Source organism: Pyxidicoccus caerfyrddinensis (assembly GCF_010894405.1).
Taxonomy (GTDB): domain Bacteria; phylum Myxococcota; class Myxococcia; order Myxococcales; family Myxococcaceae; genus Myxococcus; species Myxococcus caerfyrddinensis.
The window spans coordinates 108,436-132,283 of record NZ_JAAIYA010000028.1; the positions used below are offsets into that span (position 1 = coordinate 108,436).

The 23,848-nt window shown below is 70.6% G+C and carries 16 protein-coding genes; 12 read left to right on the plus strand and 4 right to left on the minus strand.

Annotated elements, in window-relative coordinates:
* Nucleotides 1-142 precede the first annotated feature (142 nt).
* Genes G4D86_RS43260 through G4D86_RS43290 form a run of 7 tightly spaced genes read left to right on the plus strand, consistent with a single transcriptional unit; the run spans nucleotide 143 to nucleotide 9,689 of the window.
* A complete protein-coding gene (locus G4D86_RS43260; protein WP_164000628.1) occupies nucleotides 143-328 on the plus strand; it encodes a hypothetical protein in 186 nt (61 codons plus the stop codon).
* Nucleotides 329-365: 37 nt separating this feature from the next.
* Complete coding sequence (locus tag G4D86_RS43265; RefSeq protein ID WP_164000630.1) at nucleotides 366-1,121, plus strand: ferritin-like domain-containing protein; 756 nt, start codon at nucleotides 366-368, stop codon at nucleotides 1,119-1,121.
* A gap of 26 nt (nucleotides 1,122-1,147) precedes the next feature.
* Nucleotides 1,148-2,389 carry an enterochelin esterase gene (gene fes, locus G4D86_RS43270; RefSeq protein WP_164000632.1) on the plus strand — a complete coding sequence of 414 codons (1,242 nt, stop codon included), beginning with the start codon at nucleotides 1,148-1,150 and terminating at the stop codon, nucleotides 2,387-2,389.
* A 1-nt stretch (nucleotide 2,390) separates the two neighbouring features.
* Nucleotides 2,391-3,581 (plus strand): HlyD family secretion protein, encoded by a 1,191-nt coding sequence (locus G4D86_RS43275; protein WP_164000634.1) that lies wholly within the window; start codon nucleotides 2,391-2,393, stop codon nucleotides 3,579-3,581.
* Nucleotides 3,578-6,304 (plus strand): ATP-binding cassette domain-containing protein, encoded by a 2,727-nt coding sequence (locus G4D86_RS43280; RefSeq protein WP_164000636.1) that lies wholly within the window; start codon nucleotides 3,578-3,580, stop codon nucleotides 6,302-6,304. The genes G4D86_RS43275 and G4D86_RS43280 overlap by 4 nt, the downstream gene beginning before the upstream one ends.
* Nucleotides 6,301-8,436 (plus strand): ATP-binding cassette domain-containing protein, encoded by a 2,136-nt coding sequence (locus G4D86_RS43285; protein ID WP_164000638.1) that lies wholly within the window; start codon nucleotides 6,301-6,303, stop codon nucleotides 8,434-8,436. The genes G4D86_RS43280 and G4D86_RS43285 overlap by 4 nt, the downstream gene beginning before the upstream one ends.
* A gap of 11 nt (nucleotides 8,437-8,447) precedes the next feature.
* Nucleotides 8,448-9,689 carry a cupin domain-containing protein gene (locus G4D86_RS43290; RefSeq protein WP_164000641.1) on the plus strand — a complete coding sequence of 414 codons (1,242 nt, stop codon included), beginning with the start codon at nucleotides 8,448-8,450 and terminating at the stop codon, nucleotides 9,687-9,689.
* Here the strand turns inward: G4D86_RS43290 and G4D86_RS43295 are convergent.
* Genes G4D86_RS43295 through G4D86_RS43305 form a run of 3 tightly spaced genes read right to left on the minus strand, consistent with a single transcriptional unit; the run spans nucleotide 9,655 to nucleotide 15,874 of the window.
* Nucleotides 9,655-14,448: an OTU domain-containing protein gene (locus tag G4D86_RS43295; RefSeq protein ID WP_164000643.1), complete on the minus strand. Its 4,794-nt coding sequence runs from the start codon at nucleotides 14,446-14,448 to the stop codon at nucleotides 9,655-9,657. The two genes, G4D86_RS43290 and G4D86_RS43295, sit on opposite strands and share 35 nt — an antisense overlap.
* Before the next feature lie 9 nt (nucleotides 14,449-14,457).
* Complete coding sequence (locus G4D86_RS43300; protein WP_164000645.1) at nucleotides 14,458-15,426, minus strand: peptidoglycan-binding protein; 969 nt, start codon at nucleotides 15,424-15,426, stop codon at nucleotides 14,458-14,460.
* Between the two features lie 4 nt (nucleotides 15,427-15,430).
* The gene (locus G4D86_RS43305) at nucleotides 15,431-15,874 is read right to left on the minus strand and encodes a hypothetical protein (RefSeq protein ID WP_164000647.1); all 444 of its coding nucleotides are present in this window, start codon (nucleotides 15,872-15,874) and stop codon (nucleotides 15,431-15,433) included.
* A gap of 208 nt (nucleotides 15,875-16,082) precedes the next feature.
* Between G4D86_RS43305 and G4D86_RS43310 the strand changes: the two genes are divergently transcribed.
* The 5 genes from G4D86_RS43310 (at nucleotide 16,083) to G4D86_RS43330 (ending at nucleotide 23,399) form a co-directional block, all read left to right on the plus strand.
* A complete protein-coding gene (locus tag G4D86_RS43310; protein ID WP_164000650.1) occupies nucleotides 16,083-16,238 on the plus strand; it encodes a hypothetical protein in 156 nt (51 codons plus the stop codon).
* A gap of 161 nt (nucleotides 16,239-16,399) precedes the next feature.
* A complete protein-coding gene (locus tag G4D86_RS43315) occupies nucleotides 16,400-19,507 on the plus strand; it encodes a hypothetical protein (protein WP_164000652.1) in 3,108 nt (1,035 codons plus the stop codon).
* A gap of 165 nt (nucleotides 19,508-19,672) precedes the next feature.
* Nucleotides 19,673-21,178: a hypothetical protein gene (locus G4D86_RS43320; RefSeq protein ID WP_240360808.1), complete on the plus strand. Its 1,506-nt coding sequence runs from the start codon at nucleotides 19,673-19,675 to the stop codon at nucleotides 21,176-21,178.
* Nucleotides 21,179-21,269: 91 nt separating this feature from the next.
* Nucleotides 21,270-22,187: a glycosyl hydrolase gene (locus G4D86_RS43325; RefSeq protein ID WP_164000654.1), complete on the plus strand. Its 918-nt coding sequence runs from the start codon at nucleotides 21,270-21,272 to the stop codon at nucleotides 22,185-22,187.
* Nucleotides 22,188-22,253: 66 nt separating this feature from the next.
* Nucleotides 22,254-23,399, plus strand: a complete 1,146-nt coding sequence (locus tag G4D86_RS43330) for a serine hydrolase domain-containing protein (protein WP_205520323.1) — start codon at nucleotides 22,254-22,256, stop codon at nucleotides 23,397-23,399.
* Nucleotides 23,400-23,456: 57 nt separating this feature from the next.
* On the opposite strand, the gene G4D86_RS43335 is transcribed toward G4D86_RS43330, so the two are convergent.
* Entirely contained in the window at nucleotides 23,457-23,702 is a 246-nt protein-coding gene (locus tag G4D86_RS43335; protein ID WP_164000655.1) for a hypothetical protein, read from the minus strand.
* Nucleotides 23,703-23,848 lie beyond the last annotated feature (146 nt).

The following is a 23,848-nucleotide window of genomic DNA, read 5'->3' on the forward strand; positions in this document are numbered from 1 at the left end:
CGTGCGACCAGGGGCCGCATCTGACGCGCGCACCGTGCGCATCACAGGGCCCTCTCGTGCCCTCCATCGCTTTGAGGGACGCGGAAGGCCACTCCCGGCCACCGCGACCTCGACTCAAACCCAAACATGAGGAGTGCATCCCATGCAGAACCAGAACGAGCAGATCTCCTTCGAGCTGAAGGAGACCCAGCTGAAGTCCATCGAGGAGTCGCGCCAGTCGTCGAGCGGCAAGCTGAACATCAAGACCGCGGTGCGCGCCGGCCTCGCCACGGGGTTCGACTGCATCTACTTCGCGCGCAACGCTCCGTTCGCGCCTGAGCACGTGTAACCGGAACCCGTGAAGGGAAGACAGGGAGGATGCGTCCATGAACGTCGTTGCTGAAATCACCCTCGAATCGCTCGGACAACACGGAGTCGGACCGCTCGAGCATTACAGTGAATGCCTCAGGAGCACCTTCGAGGCGCATCCTCCCCCCTTCAGCGCCGACTGGTACGGCGACCAGTTCCGCGAGATGGCGCGAAATCGCGAGTGGTTCGCGAACATCATCGTGGGCAATGCGTCCACGGAAGGCTGGGGCTCCGGGAAGCTCTGGTACCTGGCCGGAAAGACGCCCGACGAGAGCATCTCGTCGCTCATCCAGCAGCACGCCATGGATGAGGCGCGGCACTCGCGGATGTACCAGAGCATGGTGGAGCGCATCTTCCCCGGCACGGTGACCGAGGCGCTCCGGGCCGACTTCAAGACGCTCGCGCCCATCTACCGCTTCGGCGACAAACCGGAGCGACTGCCGCCGTACAGCGGACAGGACATCCTGGACAACCTGCTCCAGATGAATGTCGCGGAGATTCGCACCCTGGTGAACCAGTTGCTGGCCCGCCCGGTGCTCATGACGTACTGCCCGGAGGAGTCGCGGGAGCGCCTGACGCGCATGCTCGACCGGCTCATGTGGGACGAGTCGCGGCACGTGGGCTACACGGCGCGACTCATCGACCGGGCCCTGGCGACGGAGGACGCCAACTTCATCCTCGACATCGCGCCCACCCGCATCGTCCAGCTCAACGAGCTGACGCTGGAAGAGGTCGGCCGCGCGAAGGGCAATCCGCAGACCGCGTTCGCCTGAGCTTTGTCGTGAGGGGGGAAGACATCGTGAGCCCGCTTGTCATCAGTCCGCGCATCCTGGAGCTGCGCCGTCGCGTCGAGGCGGGGGACACCGCCGCCATCGAGACCTTCTGGCACCAGCTCACCCGCGAGGGGACGCCGCTGCTCGAGCCGCTGGAGGGGGACCGGGAGCACGTGCTCCTCACCCTCGTCTGGAGGGCGGAGGCGCCGGTGCGCAACGTGGTGGTGGTGCCCGGCCTGGAGTGCATCTGGAACCCGGGGCCCAACCAGTTGGAGCAGATGCCCGGCACGGACCTGTGGCACCGCACCTGGCGCGTGCGGCGAGACCTGCGCACGACGTACTGCTTCTCCCCCGACGAGCCGCTCCGCGCGCTCCACGAGCTGACGCCCGACGAGGAGGCCCGCTACCTCCAGGAGCGGATGAAGGTCTGGCGCCCCGACGCGCTCAACCCCCGCCACTTCTCACCCAACCCCTCGTTGCCGCCCATGTCGGTCATCGAGCTGCCGGACGCGCCGGGCGGACACTGGGCCGCGCGCCGTCCGGACGTGCCGGAGGGCCGGCTCGAGCAGGGCCTGTTCCGCGACGCCCGCTCCGGCCGCGAGCGCACCTTCTGGCTGTACCGCGCCCTCGGTGACTCCACGACGGCGGAGCCCGCGCTGCTGGTGCTCTGCGACGGCGAGGGCCACCTGGAGCTCGGCGTCATGGACGTCCTCGACAACCTCGTCGCCGACGGGCGCATCCCCCCGCTGGTCTGCCTGTTGCTGCACCACCCCGACCGGGAGGTGGAGCTGACGTGCAACGACGCCTTCGCGGAGGAGCTGGCCACGCAGCTGCTGCCGCGCGTGTGCGGCGAGCTGTGCATTCCCGCCCTGCCCTCCCGGACGGTGATTGGAGGCTGGAGCTACGGAGGGCTCGCGGCGGCGTTCGCGGCGCTGCGCCACCCGGAGGTCTTCGGCAATGTGCTGTCGCAGTCCGGCTCGTTCTGGTGGGCGCCGGAAGCCGCGGAGGAGCACGAGTGGCTCACCTCCCGCTTCGCCTCCGCGCCCCGCCGGGACGTCCGCTTCTATCTCAACGTCGGGCTGCTGGAGCGCGGCCCCTCCCCCAGGAACAGCCCGAGCCAGCTCGTCGCCAACCGCCACCTTCGCGACGTGCTGCGGGCCCGGGACTACGACGTCACCTATCGCGAGCTCAACGGTGGCCATGACTACATCGGCTGGCCGGGTGGCCTGGCCGACGGGTTGATGTCCCTGCTGGGACGGGAGGCCTGACATGGCGGCGGACTTCTCCCACTCGCTGCGCGCCCTTCGTGAGGACGGCTTCCGGCGGCCCGGCCGGGCCCTCGTCTTCCTGGCGCTGCTGGTGTGCGGCTGGCTCGCGTGGTTCGTCTTCGCGCGCGTCACCGTGTACGAGGTCTCCGAGAACGCGCGGCTCGAGGTGGACAGTGCAGTGTTCCCGGTGGAGGCCCAGGTGGACGGGCGCGTCCTCACCAGCCGCCTGGACATCGGCCGGCAGGTCGAGAAGGGCGAGGTGCTCCTCGAGCTCGACTCGAATGCCCAGCGACTGAAGCTCCAGGAGGAGCAGGCCCGCCTCGACACCCTGCTCCCGCAGCTGGAGACGCTCCGGAGCGAGCTGGCGGCCCAACAGAAGGCGCTCGGCGCGGAAGGGCTGGCGTCGAGCTCGGGGCTGAGCGAGGCCCGGGCCCGGCAGCGGGAGGCCCAGGCCGCGCTGTCCTACGCCGACGAGGAGCAGTCCCGGCTCGCGCCGCTCATGAAGAGCCAGGCGATTGGAGAGCTGGAGTACCTCAAGGTGAAGTCGGAGCGCGAGAAGCGGCGCGCCGCCCTGGACGCCGTCGAGCAGGAGGGTGACCGCCTCAAGTCGGAGCGCCTGAACCGGCAGAGCCAGGGCCTGGCACAGGTGGCACGGCTGGAGCGGGAGCAGGCCGCCATGGAGGGGCTCATCACCACGTCCAAGGCACGCATCGCCTCCCTCACCCACGACCTGGAGCAGTTCGTGGTGAGGGCGCCTGCTAGCGGCCAGGTGGGCGAGGTAGCGCGGCTCCAGTCCGGCTCGGAGGTGCGGCGCGGGGACAAGCTGGCGGTGCTGGTGCCGCCCGGGAAGCTGCGCATCGTGGCGGACTTCGCGCCCTCGGACGCGCTGGGCCGCATCCGCCCCGGGCAGACGGCCCGGCTGCGCCTCCAGGGCTTTCCCTGGGCGGAGTACGGCGCCCTCACCGCCACGGTGAGCCGACTCGCATCGGAAGCACGGGACGGGAAGGTCCGCGTGGAGTGCGAATTGCGGCCCGACGACACCTCGCGCATTCCGCGGCAGCACGGCCTGCCCGGCACGCTGGAGGTCGCGGTGGATGACCTCTCACCCGCGACGCTGATTCTCCGCGACGCGGGACAGCGACTGGGCACGCCATCGACGCCGCGTCCGCCCACGGCGGGAGGTGCTTCATGATTCGCCGTCGCCCCACGGACGGTCCCCGGCGCTTCGCTCCGGAGGTCATCCAGTCCTCGTGGATGGACTGCGGTCCCGCGGCCCTCAAGTGCCTGCTGGAGGGCTTCGACATCCCCGTCAGCTACGGCCGGCTGCGCGAGGCCTGCCAGACGGATGTGGACGGCACCTCCATCGACACGCTGGAGGAGGTCGCCCGGCGCTGCGGCCTCGACGCCGAGCAGCAGCTCCTTCCCGCCGACCACCTGCTCGAACCGGCCTCCGGGGCGCTGCCCGCCATCGTCGTAGTGCAGCTTCCCAGCGGGGCCACCCACTTCGTGGTGGTGTGGCGCCGTCACGGCAAGCTGGTGCAGGTCATGGACCCCAGCCGGGGCCGCCGCTGGGTGTCGCTCCGCGCGCTCATCGGAGAGCTGTACCTGCACACCACCGCGCTCCCCGCGCCCGCGTGGCGCGACTGGGCCGGCTCGGAGACGATGCTCGCGGTGCTCCGGGGCCAGCTGCGCGCGCTGGGGCTGGAGGATGGCGAGATTGACGGGCACCTGCGCGAGGCGCTCGCGGACGCGGGGTGGCACCCGCTCGCGGCGCTGGATGCCACGCGGAAGATGGTCGGCTACCTCGTGCGCTCCGGCGGACTGACGGCGGGACGCGCGGCGGCGCGGGCCGTCGACACGTTCTTCCACCAGGCGCTGCGGGAATCACCGCTGGAGCCCATCACCGTCTCCCGCCCCTACTGGCCGGTGATGCCCCTGCCGGGCGAGAGCGAGGCGGACACGCGGCTCGTCTTCCGTGGCGCGGTGCTGGTGCATGCCTCCCGTCGGAGTCAGGGCGCGCACACGGAGGGCCTGCCCGAGGAGCTTGCCGCCGCGCTGGCCGAGCCCCCGCCCCGCCCTGGACGAGAGCTGCTGCGCATGCTGCGCACCGATGGCGTCCTCGCGCCGGCCGCGCTGCTCGCGGGCCTGGGGCTTGCCGCCTTCGGCACCGTCGGCGAGGCGCTCCTCCTGCGCGGACTGATGGAGGTCGGCGGCCGGCTCAGCCTCCTCTCGCAGTGGCTCCAGGCGCTGCTCGCGCTCTGCGTCTTCCTCTCCATCTGCCTGGGGTTGGACTTGCTCAACGGCCTGTCCATGCGGCGGCTGGGCCGGCGGCTCGAGGTCCGCTTCCGGATGGCCTTCCTCGAGAAGCTCCCCCGGATGCATGACCGGTACTTCAGCAGCCGGCCCCACTCCGACATGGCCGAGCGCTGCCACAGCCTGCATCGGCTGCGCCTGCTGCCCGGGCTGGGCGGGCAGCTCGTCCTCGGCATCTTCGAGCTGCTGCTCACCACCGTGGGCCTCATCTGGTTGGACCCTGGCAGTGCGCTCCTGGCCGTGGGGCTGATGCTCACCGCGCTGCTGACGCCGCTCGCGATTCAGCCGGTGCTCGCCGAGCGCGAGCTGCGGGTGCGCAGTCACGCCGCCGCGCTCTCCCGGTTCTATCTCGACGCGCTGCTCGGCCTGGTGTCGGTGCGGGCGCACGGCGCGGAGCGCTCGCTCCGGCGCGAGCACGAGGGACACGTGGTGGAGTGGGCCCGCTCGTCGGCGGCGCTCCAGCGGGTGTCGGTGGTGGTGGAGGGGCTGCTGTCGCTGGCCACCCTGGGCTTCGCGGTGGCGCTCGTCTTCGGGCACCTGTCGCGGAACGGGGCGCAGAGCAGCTCGCTGCTGTTCCTCTATTGGACGCTCAACCTGCCGCTGCTGGGACAGGAGCTCGCGCAGCTCGCCCGGCAGTACCCGATGCACCGGAACGTAACGCTGCGCCTGATGGAGCCGCTCGGGGCGCGCGACGAGACGGGCCACATCCCGGGCGACGCGGAAGCGTCCAGGTCCGCCGCGCCCGAGCACCCGGGCGTGGCCGTGGACTTCCAGGGCGTGAGCATCAAGGCGGGCGGGCACACCGTGCTCGAGGACGTGGCGCTGTCCATCGCTCCCGGCACCCACGTGGGCATCGTGGGCCCTTCGGGCGCCGGCAAGTCGAGCCTCGTGGGCCTGCTCGTCGGCTGGCATCACGCCTCCGAGGGGACACTGCTCGTGGACGGCGCGCCGCTCGACGGTGCGCGGCTGGAGCGACTGCGGCGGGAGACCGCATGGGTGGACCCGGCCGTCCAGCTCTGGAACCGCTCCTTCCTGGACAACCTCACGTATGGCGCGGCGTCGGAGCTTCCCGCGTCCCTGAGCCCCCTCATCGCCTCGGCGGACCTGCTCTCCGTGCTGGAGCGCCTGCCGGATGGACTCCAGACGTCGCTGGGTGAAGGCGGCGCGCGGGTGTCCGGTGGCGAGGGCCAGCGCGTGCGCTTCGGCCGGGCCCTGCTGCGGCCCGATGTCCGCCTGGCCATCCTCGACGAGCCCTTCCGGGGGCTGGACCGGGAACGGCGCCACGAATTGCTGGAGCGGGCCCGCCGACAGTGGGCCCGCGCGACGATGCTGTGCATCACCCACGACGTCGCGGAGACACGCGGCTTCGACCAGGTGCTGGTGGTGGAAGGCGGACGCGTGGTGGAGCACGGCGAGCCGTCCGTGCTGGCCGCCATGCCGGGCTCGCGCTACCGCGCCCTGCTCGAAGCCGAGGCCCAGGCGAAGGCGGAGGTCTGGTCCAACGACGCGTGGACCCGCGCCCGGATGGAGGACGGCGTGCTGGTGATGACGCCGCGTGAGCGACTGGAATTGAAGACGTGGGCGGAGGAGGCCGTGGCATGACGCAATCACTCTCAGAGCTCTGCTGGCCCGTGGCCCGGCTGGGCGAGGCCCTCCAGCGGCTCGCGCGCCACAGCGGAATGCCGGGCCGCCCCACCACGCGGATGCCCGTCCCCGACGCGTCCCTCCAGCGCGGCGAACAGCCCCTCAGCCCCTGGATCGAGGCCGCCGCCGGCTTCCTCGGCTTCGAGGCGGAGGCCGTCGGAACGCGCTACGCGGAACTGCCAGCCCTGCTGCACCGCGCGGGGCCCGCGCTTGTCCAGCTCCCCGGAGACGCCGAGCCGCGCATCCTCGTCCTGCTGGGGGAGCGCCGAGGCCGGCTGCGTGTGCTGGGTCCGGACTCGAAGGTGGAGGTCATCGAATGGAGCGCGCTGCACGGCGCGCTCTGCGAGGACATCGAAGCGCCCGTGCGGCCCTCGGTGGAGGCGCTGCTCGAACAGGCGCAGGTTCCTTCCCGCCGCCGTGCCCAGGTCCGCACGCTCATCCTGGGCGAGCGGCTGGGCACGCTGTGGCTCGACGTGGGCTGGCTGCTGCGGCTTCCCCCGGGCCGGGCCTTCCGCACGCAGCTCCGGCAGGCGCGCATCCACCGCCAGCTCGGAGTGCTTCTCGCGGCGCATACCACGCAGTACGCGCTGGGCCTGTTGTCCTGGTGGCTCATCGGGAAGGGCCTGCTCCGGGGACAGGTGGACCGGGGGTGGATGCTCGCATGGGCGATGCTGCTGCTCACCCAGGTGCCGGTGCAGATGCTGGCCCACCAGGTGTCCGCGCGGCTGAGCGTGCGGGCCGGAGGACTGCTGAAGCAGCGGCTGCTCGCGGGCGCCCTGCGGATGGACGTGGAGCAGGTACGCAGCCAGGGCGCGGGCCAGCTCCTGGGGCGCGTGCTGGAGGCCGATGCCTTCGAGGCGATGGCCCTGAATGGCGGGCTCGCGGGGCTCCTCGCGCTGCTGGAGCTGCTCTTCGCGGTGGCGGTGCTGGCGGCCGGGGTGGGGCTGGTGCCCGCGCTGCTGCTCTTCGGCTGGACGGTGCTCACGCTGCTGGGCGGCTGGCGCTGCATCAAGGCCCGCCAGCGGTGGAACGACTCGCGCGTGGGGATGACCAATGACCTCATCGAGCGCATGGTCGGCCACCGGACGCGGCTGGCGCAGGAGTCGCGGGAGCGCTGGCATGACGGCGAGGACCAGGCGCTGGAACAGTACCAGCGCGTCTCGGAGCACCTGGACCGTCGCGAGGTGCTGCTCACCGGGCTGATGCCGCGCGGCTGGCTGCTGCTGGGAATGACGGGCCTCGCGCTCTCGCTTGCGCTGGGTGGCACGTCACCGGTGACGCTCGCCATCGGAGTGGGCGGCGTGTTGCTGGCCTGGCGCGCCTTCAACCGGTTGGTGATGGGCCTGTCCGCGCTCGCCGAGTCGGGCAGCGCCTGGAAGCAGATTGCCAGCCTCTTCCACGCCGCGAGCCGAACCGAGGACGCCGCCCTGCCGGTGCTTCCCACTGCCAGCGTGCCCGCCACGGGTCCCCGTCGGAACGACGTGCTGCTGGAAGCGCAGCACCTCGTCTTCCGGTATCCGGAGCGGGGCACTCCCGCGCTGGACGGCTGCGACGTGCGTGTGCACCGGGGCGAGCACCTCCTCATCGAGGGCCCCTCCGGCGGAGGCAAGTCCACCCTGGGCGCGCTGGTGGCCGGACTGCGCCAGCCCCAGTCGGGACTGCTGCTGCTGAACGGGTTGGACCGGCGCACGCTCGGCCCCGACCGCTGGAGGGACGGCGTCGTCGCCGCGCCGCAGTTCCATGAGAATCACGTGTTCTCCGGCACGCTCGCGTTCAACCTGCTGATGAGCCGTGCCTGGCCGCCGAAGCCGGAGGACCTGGAGCTGGCGACGGCCGTCTGCGAGGAGTTGGGGCTGGGAGAGCTGCTCGCGCGGATGCCCGCCGGCCTCATGCAGATTGTCGGAGAGACGGGCTGGCAGCTCTCTCACGGGGAGCGCAGCCGCCTCTTCATTGCCCGCGCGCTGATTCAGCAGGCGGACCTGCTCGTGCTGGACGAGAGCTTCGCCGCGCTGGACCCGGAGACGCTGCGCCGCTGCTACCAGTGCGTCGCGGCCCGCGTCCCCAGCCTGATGGTCATCGCCCATCCCTGAGGAGTCACATCATGTCCAACCTCGATTGTGCCATCGCCAAGCTGCTCGACCCGCTCTCCCTGCCGACGTTCCTGGAGGCGTACTGGGAGAAGGAGCCCCTCCATCTCCAACGCCACGCGCCCGACCACTACGCGGGTCTGTTCGGGCTCGACGAGGTGGAGCAGTACCTCTTCACCGTCAAGCCGCGCGGCAATGAGCTGCGATTGGTGGCCATGGGGAAGCCGGACATCGTCTTCCACGAGCAGGAGGAGGCCCCGCCGCGCGTGGTGTTCCAGGCCTTCCGCGAGGGCTACACCCTCAACCTCAACGGCGTGCACCGCCGCTGGCCCGCGGTGCATGCGCTCGTGGATGCCGTGCAGCGCCGGCTCCGGTGCTACGCCAACGGCAACGCGTACATCACCGGCCCGACGTCCCAGGGCTTCGGCACCCACCACGACGGCCACGACGTCTTCGTCCTCCAGACGTCCGGCCGGAAGCGCTGGCGTCTGTACGCGGCGCAGGAGGAATTCCCGCTCGAAGGCCGGAAGATGGGCACCGAGGACTGGGGCGCACCGGTTCGCGAAATCGAGCTGACGGCGGGGGATTTGCTCTACCTGCCGAGGGGCACCCCGCACTCGGCCGTCACCGACGACTGCTGCTCGGTGCACCTGTCGATTGGCGTCCGGCCGGTGCTCATGGACGCGGTGCTCGCGGAACTGGTCCGCGCCGTGGTCCGCAAGCATCCCCACTGGCGCCGCTCGGTCGCCCCCGTCGGGACCCGATGCATGCGACAGGTGCCCTGCATCCACGAGCTCGCGGACCAGCTGTCAGAGGATATCCGCGCGCTGGGCCCGCTGGACCCGCTGTTGGAGACGCTGGAGGCGCAGCTCGTGCAGCCGGATGAGGTGGTGGGCCCCGGGCCCGGTGGCTACCTGCGCTCGCTGGAAGGGCTCGGGGCGATCGGCTCGGACAGCGAGCTGGAGACCCGGCCGGGACACGCGAGCGTGCTGTCCCGCAACGGAGATGAAGTGAGCCTGGGCTTCAACGGAGGCGCGCTGGTGGCACCCGCGTTCTGCGAGCCCGCGCTCCGGTACGTCCTCGAGCAGTCCCGGTTCCGGATTCGGGACCTGCCGGACACGCTGACCGAGGACGCCCGGGTGATGCTGTGCCGGCGCCTCGTCCGCGAAGGGCTGCTGCGAGTCGCCGACGAGGCACCGGCAGAAGACCGGCGGCGACCCGCTAGTCCGCATCGGGCTCCGTCTTCCGCCGCTTGAACGGGTTCGGGGCATCCTCCTGCTGCGGGGGCTGCTCCAGCGGGAGCGGCTCCGGCGGGAGCGGCTCCGGCGGGGGCTGCTCCAGCGGGAGCGGATGCACGACGACGACCGCCTCCTCCTTCGCTTTGGGGAGCGTACTGGTGACGTCGTGCTCCTGCTGGTTCCGTTGCACCTTGGTCGCGCGCCCGTCTGAATCCTCGCGCCAGGAGTCGTCGGCGTCCTCGGCCTGACGGGCTGGGACTGTCGGGGGCTTCGCCACCGGCTGCGACACCGGCATGGGCGGCCCGCGGAGGGGCGACGGTGTCGCAGCGCACAGGTCGATGAGCTGCTTCAGCCGCTTCTGCACGTAGGCGTGGGTATCCGGAGCGGAGCTCTGGAGCTTCGCCGCCACCCCGAGCGCCCAGCCGTTCTCGGGGATGACGATGCGGCGGAACCGGCCCGACCTGACCGCGTTCTCCAGCGTGTCGAAGTCGAGCCCGAGCAACCGGGTGTTCTCCGCCAGCTTCGCGTCCTGGATGCGGAAGTAGTCGTGGTGCCCGGTGCGGACGCACACCACGTTCGGCTGCTGTGCCACGGTGTCGAACAGCGCCCACCACCTCAGCGCGGCCTCCGCCTCCAGGCCGCAGTTGGACTCATGGATGAACAGCGACTCCGGGTCGTCCTTGCAGATCTTGTCGGTGAGTCCCGTTTCCCGGGGGCAGACGACCACCGTCCCGAGGCTCCTCTCGGCCCACTCCATCAACTTCGCGGTGCCCTTGCACAGATGGGCATAGGTGTTCTTCGCCCGCTGCGGGAGCTTCGCGACGCCGATGCCGAGCGCGGGGAGGTCGCTCACGGTGTCCCAGGGGACGACGAGCGTCGTGTAGCGGCCGGTGTGCAGCCAGGCGAGGGCCTCCTCGAGGTCGTCGTCCAGCGCCTTCTGGTTCTTCGCCAGCTCGGTGTCGAGCATCGCACCCTGGTCGTTCTCGTCCGCGCCGGGCTTCCAGCAGGTGCGGATGCCGACGGCGTTGGGGGCGGGACGGATGCAGGCCTGGGTGGTGCTCTGCACCATCCGGCCCCCCTTGTTCACCCCATTCTCTCCGAAGAGGAAGAGACAGCCGGGGGCGCCCGTCGCGTCGGCGAGCGACCAGGGCGTCGTGGAGGGCCACTTGAAGACGCGGCCGGAGGGCTTCAGCCCGCTGCCCGAGGGGCCGCTGCTGGACGGCGGTGTCTTGGCCGGCTCCGGCTTGGGTTGCGGCGCGGGCTCCTGCGGAGCCACCGGGGGTGCCCGGTCCCGCCGCACGCGCAGCGCTTCCCAGCCCACGGGCGTGCCGACCGCGACATCGATGAGCGCCTCGCGCCCGGCCGGCGTCACCGCGACGAAGTGGTAGTTGCCGTAGTTGACGAGCACGAGCTCCGGGCGCGCCGGGAGCGCCCGGTTCACGAAGTCCACCTCGTCGCTGTAGTAGCCGCCCGCCACCTGCACGTAGACGCGGAAGCGGACGCCGAAGAGGTGTGACGCGGCGCACAGGATGAGCAGGTCACCCCACTCCCCGCCCCGGCTCATGCCCAGGCAGAACTGCCGCCAGCGGTCCACGCCGAGCACGCGCCGGTACGCCAGCACGTTGGGCCACTGCACCCGGTGCCAGTCATGGAGCAGGCCCAGGCGCGTGGCGAACTCCTCCCGCGAGACAGGTCCCACGCGGCCATCCGCGTCGAGGGACTGCCCCGCGAGCAGGTCCTCCAGGTGGTTCACGCTGGACTGGCGCACCTCGATGTGGCGGTTCTCGTCGCCGAAGACGAGCTGGGCGATGCTGCGGAAGAGACAGTCGCCGCCTCCCCCGTTCTCACGGGTCCGCAGATGGGACTCAGCGAAGTGGACGCCGAGCGTCTTCACCTCCTTCTTCCGCGCCGCCTCCGTCTTGGTGAGGGCCGGCCGCGACGCCTGGCGCTTGTCGTCGTCGTTCTGCGCCTTCCGGGCCTCGGCGGAGTCCCACTTCTGGAGGGCGCGCTGGAACCGCCGCTGCGCCGCTTCTGACGGGGCGGCCGTCTCGTAGGTCTTGTTCCACCAGCCCACCAGGTCCTCCAGCGCCTTCTCCCGCGCCAGGGGCACCTCCGCGTGCTCGTACGCAAAGGCCCACCCCTCCAGCTCGTCGAGCGCGGTGGGCTTCACGCTGAACAGCTCGATGGGCGCCTCGGCGACCGCCTCCTCCTCGGCGGCCTCCGTGTCGATGAGCCGCACCTCCGCCACGATGGGCAGGTGGTCGCTCAGCTCGCGCGCGAGCAGCATCAACTCCTCGAGCTTCTTCGCCTTCCCCGGCTGCTCGGCGTAGGCGCGCAGGTCCTTGAGCGTCTCCTTGGCATGCGTCGCCAGGAGGAACGCGAAGGGCTTCAGGGCCTCGGAGAGCTGCTCCCGGGCGCGGAAGAACTCGGCCTCCTCCTCGAGCGCCAGGGCGTGCGGGAAGGGAATTGCCCAGGTGGACTTGAAGCCGAGCTTCCACCGGTCCGCCCGGCCGCAGATGGGCAGGATCTTGTCGTACGCGCTCGCGCTCATCCGGTGCTGGGGCGTGAAGTCCTTGTTGAAGCCCTGGATGAAGTCGAGCAGGCCCTGCGACGTCTTGAAGTGGCCCTCGACGAAGTTCGACTGCAGCTTGTTGACGAGGTCCTTCGCCTTCTTCGCGGAGGGGTCCTCCTGCTCGAGCAGGTCGGGGATGAGCCAGGGCCGGAACTTCGAGACGGCCAGGGTGGACTGCGTCCCCACCTGGGCCGGGAACTGCCTGTAGGCATCCGCCTTGCCGCTGATGCCGCGGAACAGCGCGCCGACCTCCAGCGTGCCGTCACAGTGCTCGACGGACGTGCTACCCGACACGGTGTTGACGTTGAGGTCGGACAGGAGCATCCCCAGCCGCTTCGCCTTCCGCTCGGCCTCGCAGTAGCGGACGAAGGCAGGGAAGTCCTTGGACCGGGCAGTCGCGTTCGTCGCGCTCGGCGCGGGCGCGTGCCAGGGGACGAGGACGATGGCCGGACCTGATGCCGCCTTCTTGAGCTGGAAGGGGAAGCGCAGCGGCTGGCGCTTGGAGAACTCGAACTCGCTGGCGAAGGCGGAGATGAACCCGACGTTGTCGAGGTCCGGCGCCACCGTCGCCTTCTTCCACAGGAGGCCGTAGGTCTCTCGCTCCGTGTAGAGGCTCTTGTCCGTGTCTTCCGGGAGCTTCGCGGGCCAGGAGTCATACGCGTCCCCCGAGAGCGCGTTGAGCGCGTCGCGGATGCGCAGAAACTCCCGGATGCCGTCGTGCTTCGTCGCCTTGCCGTCCGCCGCTCCGTGGCGCTTCTTCCAGCGCGCGAGCCGCCGCTCGTAGTCGGCGGTCATCGCCTTCTCGTTGGCGTGCAGCAGCAGGCTCCAGCACCCCGGCCACAGCGTGTTCTCGTAGGAGGCCCGCGGCCCCTGGGCCTTGCCCCACGCTTCAATCATCTCCTCGGTGACTTCCGTGCCGACGAGGCCTCGCAGGAACTGGACATAGAGGCTCATGCCCCCCAGGGACAGCAACCCCAGGACCTTCTTGCAGGCATTGTCGCGGGCCTTGCCGTCCTCCACGGAGACGCCGTCCGCCCCATCGTTCTTCGCGTAGTTCGCCGTGAAGCGCTCCAGCCAGTGCGTGTAGCCCTCCACGGAGAGCAGCTGGATTCCGTCGCGGAGCATCGCCGCATGTTGGGCCAGCTTGAGATGCTCCCGCCTGCCGTCCGACCCGCCCTTTCGCTTGCGCTTCTTCGACTTCGAGCCCGAGTCGTCCTCGTCCTCATCCTCGACCCCGTTCTTCGGCGCCTGGATGACGGCCTCGGCGAGCGTGTCCGCGTCCGCGACGTCCCCTGCCTTGGGAGCGAGGGCGGCGAGGTGGGGCGCACAGACGTTGGTCCAGGCCTCATCCATCAGCGTGGCGAGCGTCTCTCCCGCTTCGACCTCCTTTATCGCCTTCGCCTCCTCGAGGAGCGCGGTGACGTCGGGGTCGGCTCCCGGCCAGATGGCGCCGTGCACCTTCTCCGAGAAGTACCGCCCGAGGAGCGTCTTCAGCTGCTCCACCTGCTCCGCCTGCTCCCCGCTGTCACCGAGCCCGAACGCCGCGAGCAGCTTGATGAGCAGCGCCCCTCGCGGTGCGCGCGCGTTCGGCTTCACCGGGGGCTTCGGCTCCTTCTCGCCGGAGCCGCTCCCGAGCAGCTCCAGGATGGAGACCACGTCCGCGTCCGCCTGGTGGATGATGCGCGCGGTCGCATCAATCACCGAGTCGTCGCGCACCTTCGGGTAGCCGAACTTGCCGCCGAGGTTGGCGACGTTCCACAGCAGGCACCGGAAGGGATACTCCCGGGGCGACGGCGCGAGCTTCGCCAGCGTCGTCACCGCATTCAAGGCCACCGTCTGGACGCCCCCGCCCTGCGCCAGGGGCAGCTCGACGACGGGGAGCGGCGGCGGCTCCACGGACTCCAGCTGCTGCAGGGACTGGAGGGTCACCTCGGCCATGAGCGCGTTGCTGACCGGGGCCTCTTCGCTCGCGGCGGCCTGCTGGAGCTCCAGGATGTACGCCTGGACCTCCGCGCGCTCCTCCTCCGTCATGACGTATTCGTCGTCACCTCGCTGGGCGGCGGTGAGCTCGTGGAAGGCGGTGACGGGAGCCTCTTCCTCCTCCTCGTCGTGAGAGTGGGAGGGGAAGCATTCGGCGCAGAACAGGTCCTCGCATACGACGCAGACCCGGGCGACGACGCCATCCTCGATGTGTGGGCAGCTCATGGCAGGTCCTCAGGAGCCGTGCAGCGCGCGCAGAGCGGTTCGGGTGGTGTCGTCGACCTCGCCCGTCGTCTCGAGCCCGAGCGCGTACTGGAACCAGCGCAGCGCGGCGCGGGTCTTCTCCCCCAACGCGCCGCTCTCGCTGCCGCAGCTGAAGCCGAGGTTGTCGAGCCGCTCCCGCAGGCCCTCCGTCTCGTCGACGGGCTCGGGCAGGCTCAGCTTCAGGCGCACCCGCTCAGCCTGACCGCCTCCTGCCAGGACGAGCTCGCCCTCGGCCGCCTCCGGTGGAATCAACTCCACCACCCGGCCCTCCTCGTCCGTGCGCCCCTCGCGGTGCGGCAATTCCTGCCCGTCGGAGAGCTTCAGCTTCAGCAGGTACGGCACGCGCATCCGCGGGCCGTGGTAACCGTCCCGCAGGCGCAGCACGAGTGAGAAGGGAACCCGGGCCCGGTGCACGATGTACCGCCGTCCGGTCTGCACCGCGGCCCGCTCCCGGCGAAGGGCCGGCACGCGCACCGTCTCGCCCTGGCGGAGCGGCCGCTCCAGGTCGAGCGGCCGGCCATCCGCCCCGCTCAGCGCGGTGGGCGCCACGCCGTAGCGGTGGGCCACGACGCTGGCGTTCTCACCTCCCTTCGCCGTGTACACCACCCCGTCGACATCCTTGTCCTCGGGTGGGGCGCCGAAAGGCGCTGGCGGCGCGTCCTCCTTCTTCTTTTCCAGCACCTGCTCGCCGACGACGCGCCAGAGGCCGCCGTCGACCTTCGGCAGCCGCAGGTCGAAGGGCTTCAGCAACAGCCCCTTGAAGACGCAATGTCCCTTCTCGTCCGTGCGCGAGCGCAGGACCCTCTTCCCGTCCTTCTCCGCCAGCTCGAGGCTCACCCCTTCGAGCGCCTTCCCGTCGTCGCCCACCACGAGCACTTCGAGCCCCCCGCGCTCCAGGGGGCATGGTGCCACCGCGCCGTCCGACGTATCCGCTGGCATCCCGTCACTCCGTCATTCCGTACCGCGCGAGAAACTCCGCTTCACGGCGCTGGTTCTCTCCAGCCAGCGCGCGCCGCCTGCCCCACTCCGCGTGGGCACGCCGCACCCGCTCGAGCGGGTCGAACACGTCTTCGTCTTCCAGCAACTGGCGCAGCCAGGCCGTGTCGGGCCGTGCCTCGAAGTCCCAGCCATGCGCGAGCGCGAGGGCCACATAGAGACGCGCGCCGGCCTCCATCGTGAGGCCATGGCGTGAGCCCGCTTCGATGCACCGGGCGAGGGTGTCCGGCCCCAGCGTCTGGGCCGTCCCGGGCGTCATCGGCCACTCGGCCGGCGCCGCGGGGATTTCCACCAGCAATTGAGGGACGAGCTGCTCGATGAGCGCCGCCACCCGCGCACGCGTCACGGCGTCAGCCAACGCGCGCATCTGCTCACGGCGCACCCGCATCATCGTCTGCGCTCCCCAATGCGAAAGGCTCCCGTCTGTGCCGCACGGTCCCCAAGCCCGCTGGCATCATCGCAGACTGGCGGGAATACACGAGGGGCACCCCCGGACGATCAGACCGGGAGCCCTTCTCCGTATGAGATTTCGTGCGCGGCCACCCGCCATTCCAGGGTGGCTCCGCGCGCATCCGCACATCCGGAGGAAGCTCGAGACGATGCAGGCCGACGGCTCCCGCGCGGAGGACATCTGGCAGCTCTTCGTCGACTCGGGTTACTTCAACCTGGCTGGTAGGTCGGCTGCCTGGTTCGAGGCCCGGCGTGCGAGCTCCGTAGAGCTGGGGCGGCGGCCTGAGCGCGGAGTGAATCGGTAGGCAACGCGACGAGGGCATCTGTTGCCCCCGCGTCCACACTTCGCCTCCGCCGGAGCCCTGACTCCGAGGGGTGGAGCCGATGGAACGGCGGTTGCTCCAGGGCCGCCGCCATGACCCGTCCCCAAGCCCCCCTGAAGACCGGATTCCCGCGAGCCCTCGCCATGTTGGCGGCGGCCCTCTTCGTGCTCGCACCCTGGCAGGCCGCGCACGCGCAGTTCTTCTTCGACAGCTTCGAGCTGGGCGGCACCACGCGGTTGAGGGACGCGGCGAGCGGGTGGACCGTCCAGAACATCGACGGCACGCCCGCCACCGAGGGCAACGCCTTCTGGAACCAGCCCACCTTCGGGGACAACGTGAAGGTGATGCGCATCCGCCCCGCGGGCTTCCAGTCCAGCATGACGAGCTACCCGAACTATGCGCTCGGCGGTGACTACCTGGACGCGCCCTATCCGGTGAGCCACGAGGGCGACTTCTGGATTGGCACCTACGAATCCCGGCCCAACGCCACCACCGCGTACAACACCGTGCAGGGCGACGGGCCCCAGGGCATCGCCCTGTCGCGCGAGTTCACCATCGGCGGGTGGAACCCGGCGGTGCGCTACATCAGCTTCCTCATCGGCGGCGGCTGTGACGGCACGAGGGAGAAGCTGGAGCTCATCACCCCACGCCCCGTCTACTGCCCGGTGGACTGCCGCGTGCGCAATGACGCCTGCTGCACCGCCCCCGCCATCTGGGACGTGGTCCGCATCTTCGACCCGGCCATGGGGAGCCTCCGGCCCGCCTCCGACACCGGCCAGTGCACCGAGCAGTTCCGCCAGGTGACGTGGGACATGTGGGGCAACCTCTCGCCCGGCAACCCGTACCCGGACGGCACGCGGGTGCGCTTCCGCATCACCGATTCCAGCTCCGCCGGCTGGGGCCACATCAACGTGGACCGCATCCAGACGGGCTCGGCGAACCCCGTCTACCCCTTCACGCAGAAGAACCCGCTGTGGGGCATCGCGGACCTGCACGGGCACTGGATGAGCCACATGGGCTTCAGCGCGGGCCCGGCCGCCATCGACTCGGTCGCCGTCAACTACCCGCTGGACACCTTCGGCAGCACGGGGCTCGTCCATGGCCTGCCGTACGTGGGCCAGGGCCTGACGCGGCCCACTACCGGCTGGACGGCCGCGCAGAAGTTCGCGTACGCGCTCCAGCGGTGCGACGGCCGCGAGCACAACCACTCGCGCGACAACTCGTCCTGGCAGCTCACCAACGACATCGCGGACCACGTCATCGCCGGAGTGGAGGGCTGGGAGGGTGCCAACGGCGACTTCCAGACGGGCGCCGCCGGCTGCCGCCTGTGGGGGCCCTGGGACTGCTGGCACGGCAACTGGGGTGTGAGCGGCACCAGCTTCCAGACCTACCCCAAGCCCTTCTTCGACCACGCCCACCAGCAGATGTACTGGGAATGGGTGCACCGGGCGTGGCAGGGCGGCCTGCGGCTGCTGGTGACGCACACCGTGTCCACGCGCGCGCTGGAGGCGGGGCTGGGACTGGTGAACCAGGACGCGAACGGCTTCCTCGGCGCGGACACCACGCAGGACTGGAAGTCCATCCGGCGGCAGGTGTGCGCGATGAAGAAGCTGGCCCAGGAGCCGGAGATTCGCTCCTGGCTGGAGATTGCATACACGCCCGCGGACGCGCGCCGCATCGTCGCCAACGGCAAGCTGGCCGTGGTGCTGGGCGTGGAGGCGGACCAGATTGGCAGCCTGGGCTTCAGCACCGCGCGCGAGGAAGTGGACGCGCTGGTGGGAGTAGGCCTGCGCCACATCTACCCCATCCACCTGGCGGACAACGCCAACGGCGGCATGGCCGTCTACAACGACACCTTCAACACCAACACGGACCTCCTCAACAGTGGCGGCTGCCCGCCGAACTCCCCCCGCTGCAACGGCGTCACGCAGGACGACCCGGACGTGGGCGGGGACGCGCCGGTGTGGCCCCTGGCCTTCAGCGCGGCGGAGCCCGGCTGCACCAGCGGAGTGCCCGGGGACGGCACCTGCTCCACCTTCAAGCTGGCGTTCGACCCGAGAGACCGCCTCTTCAAGGCGGACCACCTCGTGCGCTTCAGATTCGTGGCCGACATCGTGGGCAACCACCCGGACACGATGACCGTCATCCCGAGCTCCTTCCCCTTCGACTACACCCAGCCCGCGCTCGCCAATGGCATGCGCAACCGCCAGGGCCTGACGCCGTATGGCCGGACGTACCTCGACGAGCTGATGCGCCGGGGCGCCATCATCGACATCGACCACATGAGCGAGAAGGCGGCGCAGGAGTTCATCGGCCGGACGGGCACGGACCCCGGGCTCATCTTCCCCACCGGGTGCACGGACCACCGCAACCCCGCGTGCGCGTCGCAGGCCTACCCGGTGGTGTCGGGCCACAACGGCTTCCGGCAGCTCGCCATCCTGGAGTCGCACGCGGACCCGGCGCGCACCAGCATCGACAAGGGCAAGTGGGCCAACGAGGCCCTGCGCACGCCGGAGCAGATTGAACGCATCTACGCGGTGGGCGGCATCATCGGCATGGGGACGAGCTTCAACGACGTGCAGACAGACACCACGCCCGGCTGGGTGACGCCGCCGGTGGCGAACGACTGCGCGGGCTCGTCCAAGAGCTTCGCCACGGCGTACTACTACCTGCGCTCCAAGGTGGGGCGCGGGGCCATTGCCCTGGGCACGGACTTCAACGGGCTGGTGACGCAGTCGGGGCCGCGCTTCGGCGACAACGGCTGCTATGGGCGACAGGGCGACACGCCCCGCAACTCCCATGGCGAGCGCGACGCCGAGCGGGCGCGGCAGCGCGACTACTGGGGCGACGGCGTCTGGTACGAGGACAGCACGCCCACCGTGGTGGGCGAGTCCCCCTACTGGTACGTGGCGACGTACGGCTGGCAGCCCAAGCTCAAGCGCGAGGTGCTTCCCGGCATCACCGACTTCAAGCCCGACTTCAACCTGCACGGGTTGATGAACTACGGGCTGCTGCCGGACCTCCTCCAGGACGTGGTGAACTCGGGCGACCTCACCTGGAATGACCGGATGCGCACGCTGAGCGACATGGAGAACCTGCACCGGGGAGCGGAGGGCTACGTGCAGGCGTGGGAGAAGAGCATCCGCGTGTGCCAGCAGCGCTACTGCGGCGGCACGGCCTGCGCGTACTGCAACCCGGGCGCTCCGGCGGACGCGGCGGGGACGTGCGAGGTGTGGAACATCAGCCCGTAGCCGGGTGCCTCACGATGGCGCCGGGCGCACACCCGCGCACGGCGCCATGCGCACCACCCGACAGCCCGGCCCGCACGTCTGCCGCCCTGCGTCATGGGACTCTGGTAGGTTGGCCGCCAGAGGTTTTCCCCCCTGCTGACACGCTCCACGACACGCGCCTTCGGAGTGCCGGGCCTGGCCGCCCTGCTCTTCCTGCTGCCCTGGTTCATCTATGGGAGCGCCGTCTTCCAGCGCTACGGCCTGCGGGACGACTACGCCATCCTCCGCGAGGCGCGCGAGGAGCCGGGGAAGATTCTCCGCGTCTGCGCCGCCATGGGCCGCCCGCTCTATGGCTGGCTGCTGGAAGCGTCCGTGCGAGTGGCCGGCAACATCGACGGGCTCACCCTGCTGCGGGCGTTGTCCGTCACGGGCCTGGGCCTGCTGGGCGCGGCCCTCTTCCTGCTGCTGCGCAGGGAGGGCTGGAGCGCGGCCCCCTCGGCGCTGCTCGCCGCGTTCCTCACCCTGATGCCGTCCGCGCAGGTCATCGCGAGCTGGGGCATCTGCTGGCCCCAGGCCGTGGCGCTCCTGCTGACGGTGGGTGCCTTCACCCTCGCGCGGCGGGGCTTCGAAGCGCCCTCCGAGGCCGCATGGCGGCGGTGGGCATGGTGCCTGGGCGGCGTCGTGGCCATGGGCACCGCGACGCTCATCTATCAGGTGAGCGGCCTGTTCTACGCCGTGCTGCTCGCGGCGGCGCTGGTGCTGCGCCGGGACACGGACCTGCGTGCCCCCGCGCGATGGCTGGCGCGGCACCTCTGCGTCATGGGCTGCGGCCTGGGCGTCGCCTTCATCCTCACCAAGCTGTCCTTCACGCTGGGCCTCTTCGCGCCTTCACCGCGCATCGCCTTCGAGCAGCACTTCCTGGACAAGGCGGGCTGGTTCCTCACCCAGGTGCTCCCCAACGCGCTGGCCCTGAGCGCCCTCAACACGACGGGCTCCGCGCCGACGGCGGGCTACTGGCCCATGGTGGGCCTGACGCTCACCGTGCTGACGCTGGGCCTCTTCATCGAGGGCCGCCGCGCGGGCCGCGTCGGCGTGGGGACGTGGCTGGTGGGGCTGGTGGTGCTCTCCGCCGCCGCGTACTCCGTCAGCTTCCTCGCCAGCGAGCGCTGGCCCACGTACCGCACCCTCTACGCCCTCACCGGCGTGTGGAGCGTCTACTTCGTCGCGTCGCTCATGAACCTGGGGAGCCGCTGGCCCGTGCACGGCCCGCGCGTCGCGACGGCGCTGCTGGGCGTCTTCGTCGCGGTGAGCGCCCTGCTCGCCCACCTTCACTCGCTGGAGCTGTTCGCGCTTCCGCAGGGCCGTGAGCTGGCGCTGCTGGACGAGGGCGCGCGCCAGGTGGTGCCCGCCCGGCAGCCCCGTGTCTTCGTCCTCACCGCCCGGCAGAGCGACACGTCCGCGCCCCTGCGCTACCTGGACGAGTTCGGCTCCGTGTCGGTGGACACCGAGTGGGTGGCGAAGGAGATGTTCCGCGCGCTCGTGGAGGAGCGCTTCCCCGAGGAGCGCGACGTCAGCCACCTCTACCGCTTCGCCGCCGGCCCCGTCCTCCCCGAGCCGCACGCCTACGACATCCTCGTCGACATGCGCCTGCAGCCAAGGGAGCCGCCGCGTCCCATCCACCTCGCCCGCTAGCGGCACGGACCTCCTTCGCCATCCGCACTAAGCTGTCCCCCGCAGCCTCGAGTCCACAGCAGGGCCGCCTCCCGGCCCGAGGTGAAGCCACATGAGAAGCGTCCTCGCACCGGCCTGCATCGTGGCACTCCTGCTGCTGGGGTGTGACCCGGCCTCCTCGGCACCGAAGGGCGACGAGGACGCGGGGCCGTCCGATGCCGGCGTCTCCAGGGACGCGGGCACCGAGCCCACCGCCAAGAGCGCGAAGCGCGGGATTGCCTTCGACCTGGCGACGCCCGCGGACCTCGCCGCCGTCTCTCCGGGCGTGAGCTGGTGGTACAACTGGAGCCCCCGGCCCCACCGCGACGTGCCCACGGACTACCGCGCGCGTTACGGCATGGACTTCATCCCCATGCTTTGGAACGGGAACTTCGACGCCGCGGGCGTCGAGACCTGGCTCAAGGCCAATCCCCACGTCCACTACCTGCTGCTCCTCAACGAGCCCAACCTCGCGGACCAGGCCAACCTGTCACCGAAGGACGCGGCGGCGCTGTGGCCCCGCTACGAGAGCGTCGCCGCCAACACGGGCGTCAAGCTCGTGGGCCCGGCGATGAACTGGGGCACGGTGCAGGGGTACTCGGACCCGGTCGTCTGGCTCGACGCGTTCTACGCGGCCTACCGCGCGGCCAATGGCAATCGCGAGCCGCGCATCGATTACCTCGCGTTCCACTGGTACGACTACGGGCTCGCGGGCCAGCTGGACCGGCTCAAGAAGTACGGCAAGCCGTTCTGGGTCACCGAGTTCGCCAACTGCCACAGCCAGCGGGACGGCGCGCAGATTGACTCCCTCGCGAAGCAGAAGGCCCAGATGGCCGAGATGGTCTCCGTCTGCGAGAGCCGCGACGACGTGTTCCGCTATGCGTGGTTCACCGGCCGGTGGACGAACGACCCGTGCTTCGCGAGCCTGCTGGGCGCGCCCGGTGCCGTGACGGAGCTGGGCGCGCACTACCTCTCCCTGCCCTTCGAGTGAGCTTTCGCCGGGCGGCCCCGCAACCATTTCCCGTGAGGGGTGTTGGAGGACCCCGAGGAGAACGGGATGACGAACGTGGTGCGCGTGCTGGGGCTGTCCCTGGGTGTGGTGATGCTGTGGGCCTGCGGTGGTGGCTCGTCCGATTCGGACGCGGGGACGCCTCCCGACGCGGGAGTCTCGGACGCGGGCACGGATGGGGGCAGCACCGTCCCCGACGCGGGCACACAGTGGGATGCCGTGGGGGCACTCATGGAGGCACGGGTCGCCGATGCGGGCCTCTCCGTCCCGGGCCTGGGCCTGGCCGTGTACGACGCGCAGGACCGCAAGGTGTACGAGCACATGGTGGGCGACTTCGCGCCTGACCGGCGGGTGGCGGTGGCGTCCTCCTCGAAGATGGTGGCCGGCGCCGTCCTCTTCGAGGTCATCCGCCAGGGCCACCTCACGCTCGACTCCACCACGGGCGAGGTGCTCGGCTGGACGGGTGACAAGGCGAACATCACCCTGCGTCACCTGCTGTCCTTCACCTCCGGGATGCAGAACGAGCACCTCTGCACGCTGCGGGCCGACTACACCCTGGCGGACTGTGTCGCCATCATCGCCACCACCCCGCAGGTCGCCCCGCCCGGCACGCGCTTCGACTACGGCAGCACGCACCTGCAGGTGGCGGCGCGCATGGCCGAGGTGAAGACGGGCAAGCGCTGGAACGACCTCTTCCGGGAGACGCTGGCGGCGCCCCTCGGCCTGCCCCCGGAGGTGACGTACTTCACCGCCCCCCGGAAGGCGGAAGGCACCAGCAACCCGCTCATCGCCGGGGGGCTGCGCACGTCGATGAACGAGTACGCCCCGCTGCTCGCGCTCGTCTTCCACCGCGGCAGCTACGCCGGACTGGAGCGCGGCACGCCGGAGCTGTTCGACGCGCAGACGCGCGAGCCCTTCCCCGACGTGACGATTGGCAACTCACCCGTGAAGGACCTGGGGCGGGCCTACCGCTATGGCCTGACGGCCTGGCTGCACTGCGACACGCCCGCGGATGGCTGCGACATCATCAGCTCGCCGGGCGCGTTCGGCTGGACGCCCTGGATGGACCGGGAGGCGGGGTACTACGCCGTCCTCGGCATGCAACTGGACCGGAGCAACGAGGGCGTCGTCGGCTTCTCGGTGGACCTCTCCGTCGAGCTCCAGCCACTCATCCGCGCGGCGCTCGGGCACTGAAGCAGTACTTCCGCCGTGGCGCTCGCGGGGCCACGGCGGCCACTGTTTCAGGCGATGCTACTGACAGGTGTTCTCACACACACCGCGGATGCAGGTCCAGCACGTGCCGTAGCACGAGGGACTACAGGCCGCCAGGGACTGCTCGCTCCCGGCCTCGGTCATCTCCAGCGACTGGGACGCCACCGTCACGGAAGGGGCCGGGTCATCGCTCCCGGCGGGAGCGGCGGAGCAGCCACCCAGGGCCAGCGAGGCAGCGCCAACCAGAAGCAGCGTGGACAACTGACGCGTGAGCTTCGAGAACATCGGTATCTCCTTTGTCTGTGATTGGTGAAGCAGGCACACTCTGGCACAAAGTTTATACAGGACGCGACAACCCATCCTTCCGGGCATAGTCGGCCCTCCCCGGCCAGGACGCCCCGGGGCCCGGTCCACGTCCCAGCGCCAGCGGC

What these genes read in the sequence shown, in the direction of transcription:
- G4D86_RS43305 (WP_164000647.1), bottom strand. Translation starts at nt 15,874, where the DNA reads ATGATGCGGGTGCGCCGTGAGCAGATGCGCGCGTTGGCTGACGCCGTG.
- G4D86_RS43260 (WP_164000628.1), top strand. Translation starts at nt 143, where the DNA reads ATGCAGAACCAGAACGAGCAGATCTCCTTCGAGCTGAAGGAGACCCAG.
- G4D86_RS43335 (WP_164000655.1), bottom strand. Translation starts at nt 23,702, where the DNA reads ATGTTCTCGAAGCTCACGCGTCAGTTGTCCACGCTGCTTCTGGTTGGC.
- G4D86_RS43325 (WP_164000654.1), top strand. Translation starts at nt 21,270, where the DNA reads ATGAGAAGCGTCCTCGCACCGGCCTGCATCGTGGCACTCCTGCTGCTG.
- G4D86_RS43295 (WP_164000643.1), bottom strand. Translation starts at nt 14,448, where the DNA reads ATGAGCTGCCCACACATCGAGGATGGCGTCGTCGCCCGGGTCTGCGTC.
- G4D86_RS43330 (WP_205520323.1), top strand. Translation starts at nt 22,254, where the DNA reads ATGACGAACGTGGTGCGCGTGCTGGGGCTGTCCCTGGGTGTGGTGATG.
- G4D86_RS43285 (WP_164000638.1), top strand. Translation starts at nt 6,301, where the DNA reads ATGACGCAATCACTCTCAGAGCTCTGCTGGCCCGTGGCCCGGCTGGGC.
- G4D86_RS43300 (WP_164000645.1), bottom strand. Translation starts at nt 15,426, where the DNA reads ATGCCAGCGGATACGTCGGACGGCGCGGTGGCACCATGCCCCCTGGAG.
- G4D86_RS43280 (WP_164000636.1), top strand. Translation starts at nt 3,578, where the DNA reads ATGATTCGCCGTCGCCCCACGGACGGTCCCCGGCGCTTCGCTCCGGAG.
- G4D86_RS43310 (WP_164000650.1), top strand. Translation starts at nt 16,083, where the DNA reads ATGCAGGCCGACGGCTCCCGCGCGGAGGACATCTGGCAGCTCTTCGTC.
- G4D86_RS43315 (WP_164000652.1), top strand. Translation starts at nt 16,400, where the DNA reads ATGTTGGCGGCGGCCCTCTTCGTGCTCGCACCCTGGCAGGCCGCGCAC.
- G4D86_RS43265 (WP_164000630.1), top strand. Translation starts at nt 366, where the DNA reads ATGAACGTCGTTGCTGAAATCACCCTCGAATCGCTCGGACAACACGGA.
- G4D86_RS43290 (WP_164000641.1), top strand. Translation starts at nt 8,448, where the DNA reads ATGTCCAACCTCGATTGTGCCATCGCCAAGCTGCTCGACCCGCTCTCC.
- G4D86_RS43275 (WP_164000634.1), top strand. Translation starts at nt 2,391, where the DNA reads ATGGCGGCGGACTTCTCCCACTCGCTGCGCGCCCTTCGTGAGGACGGC.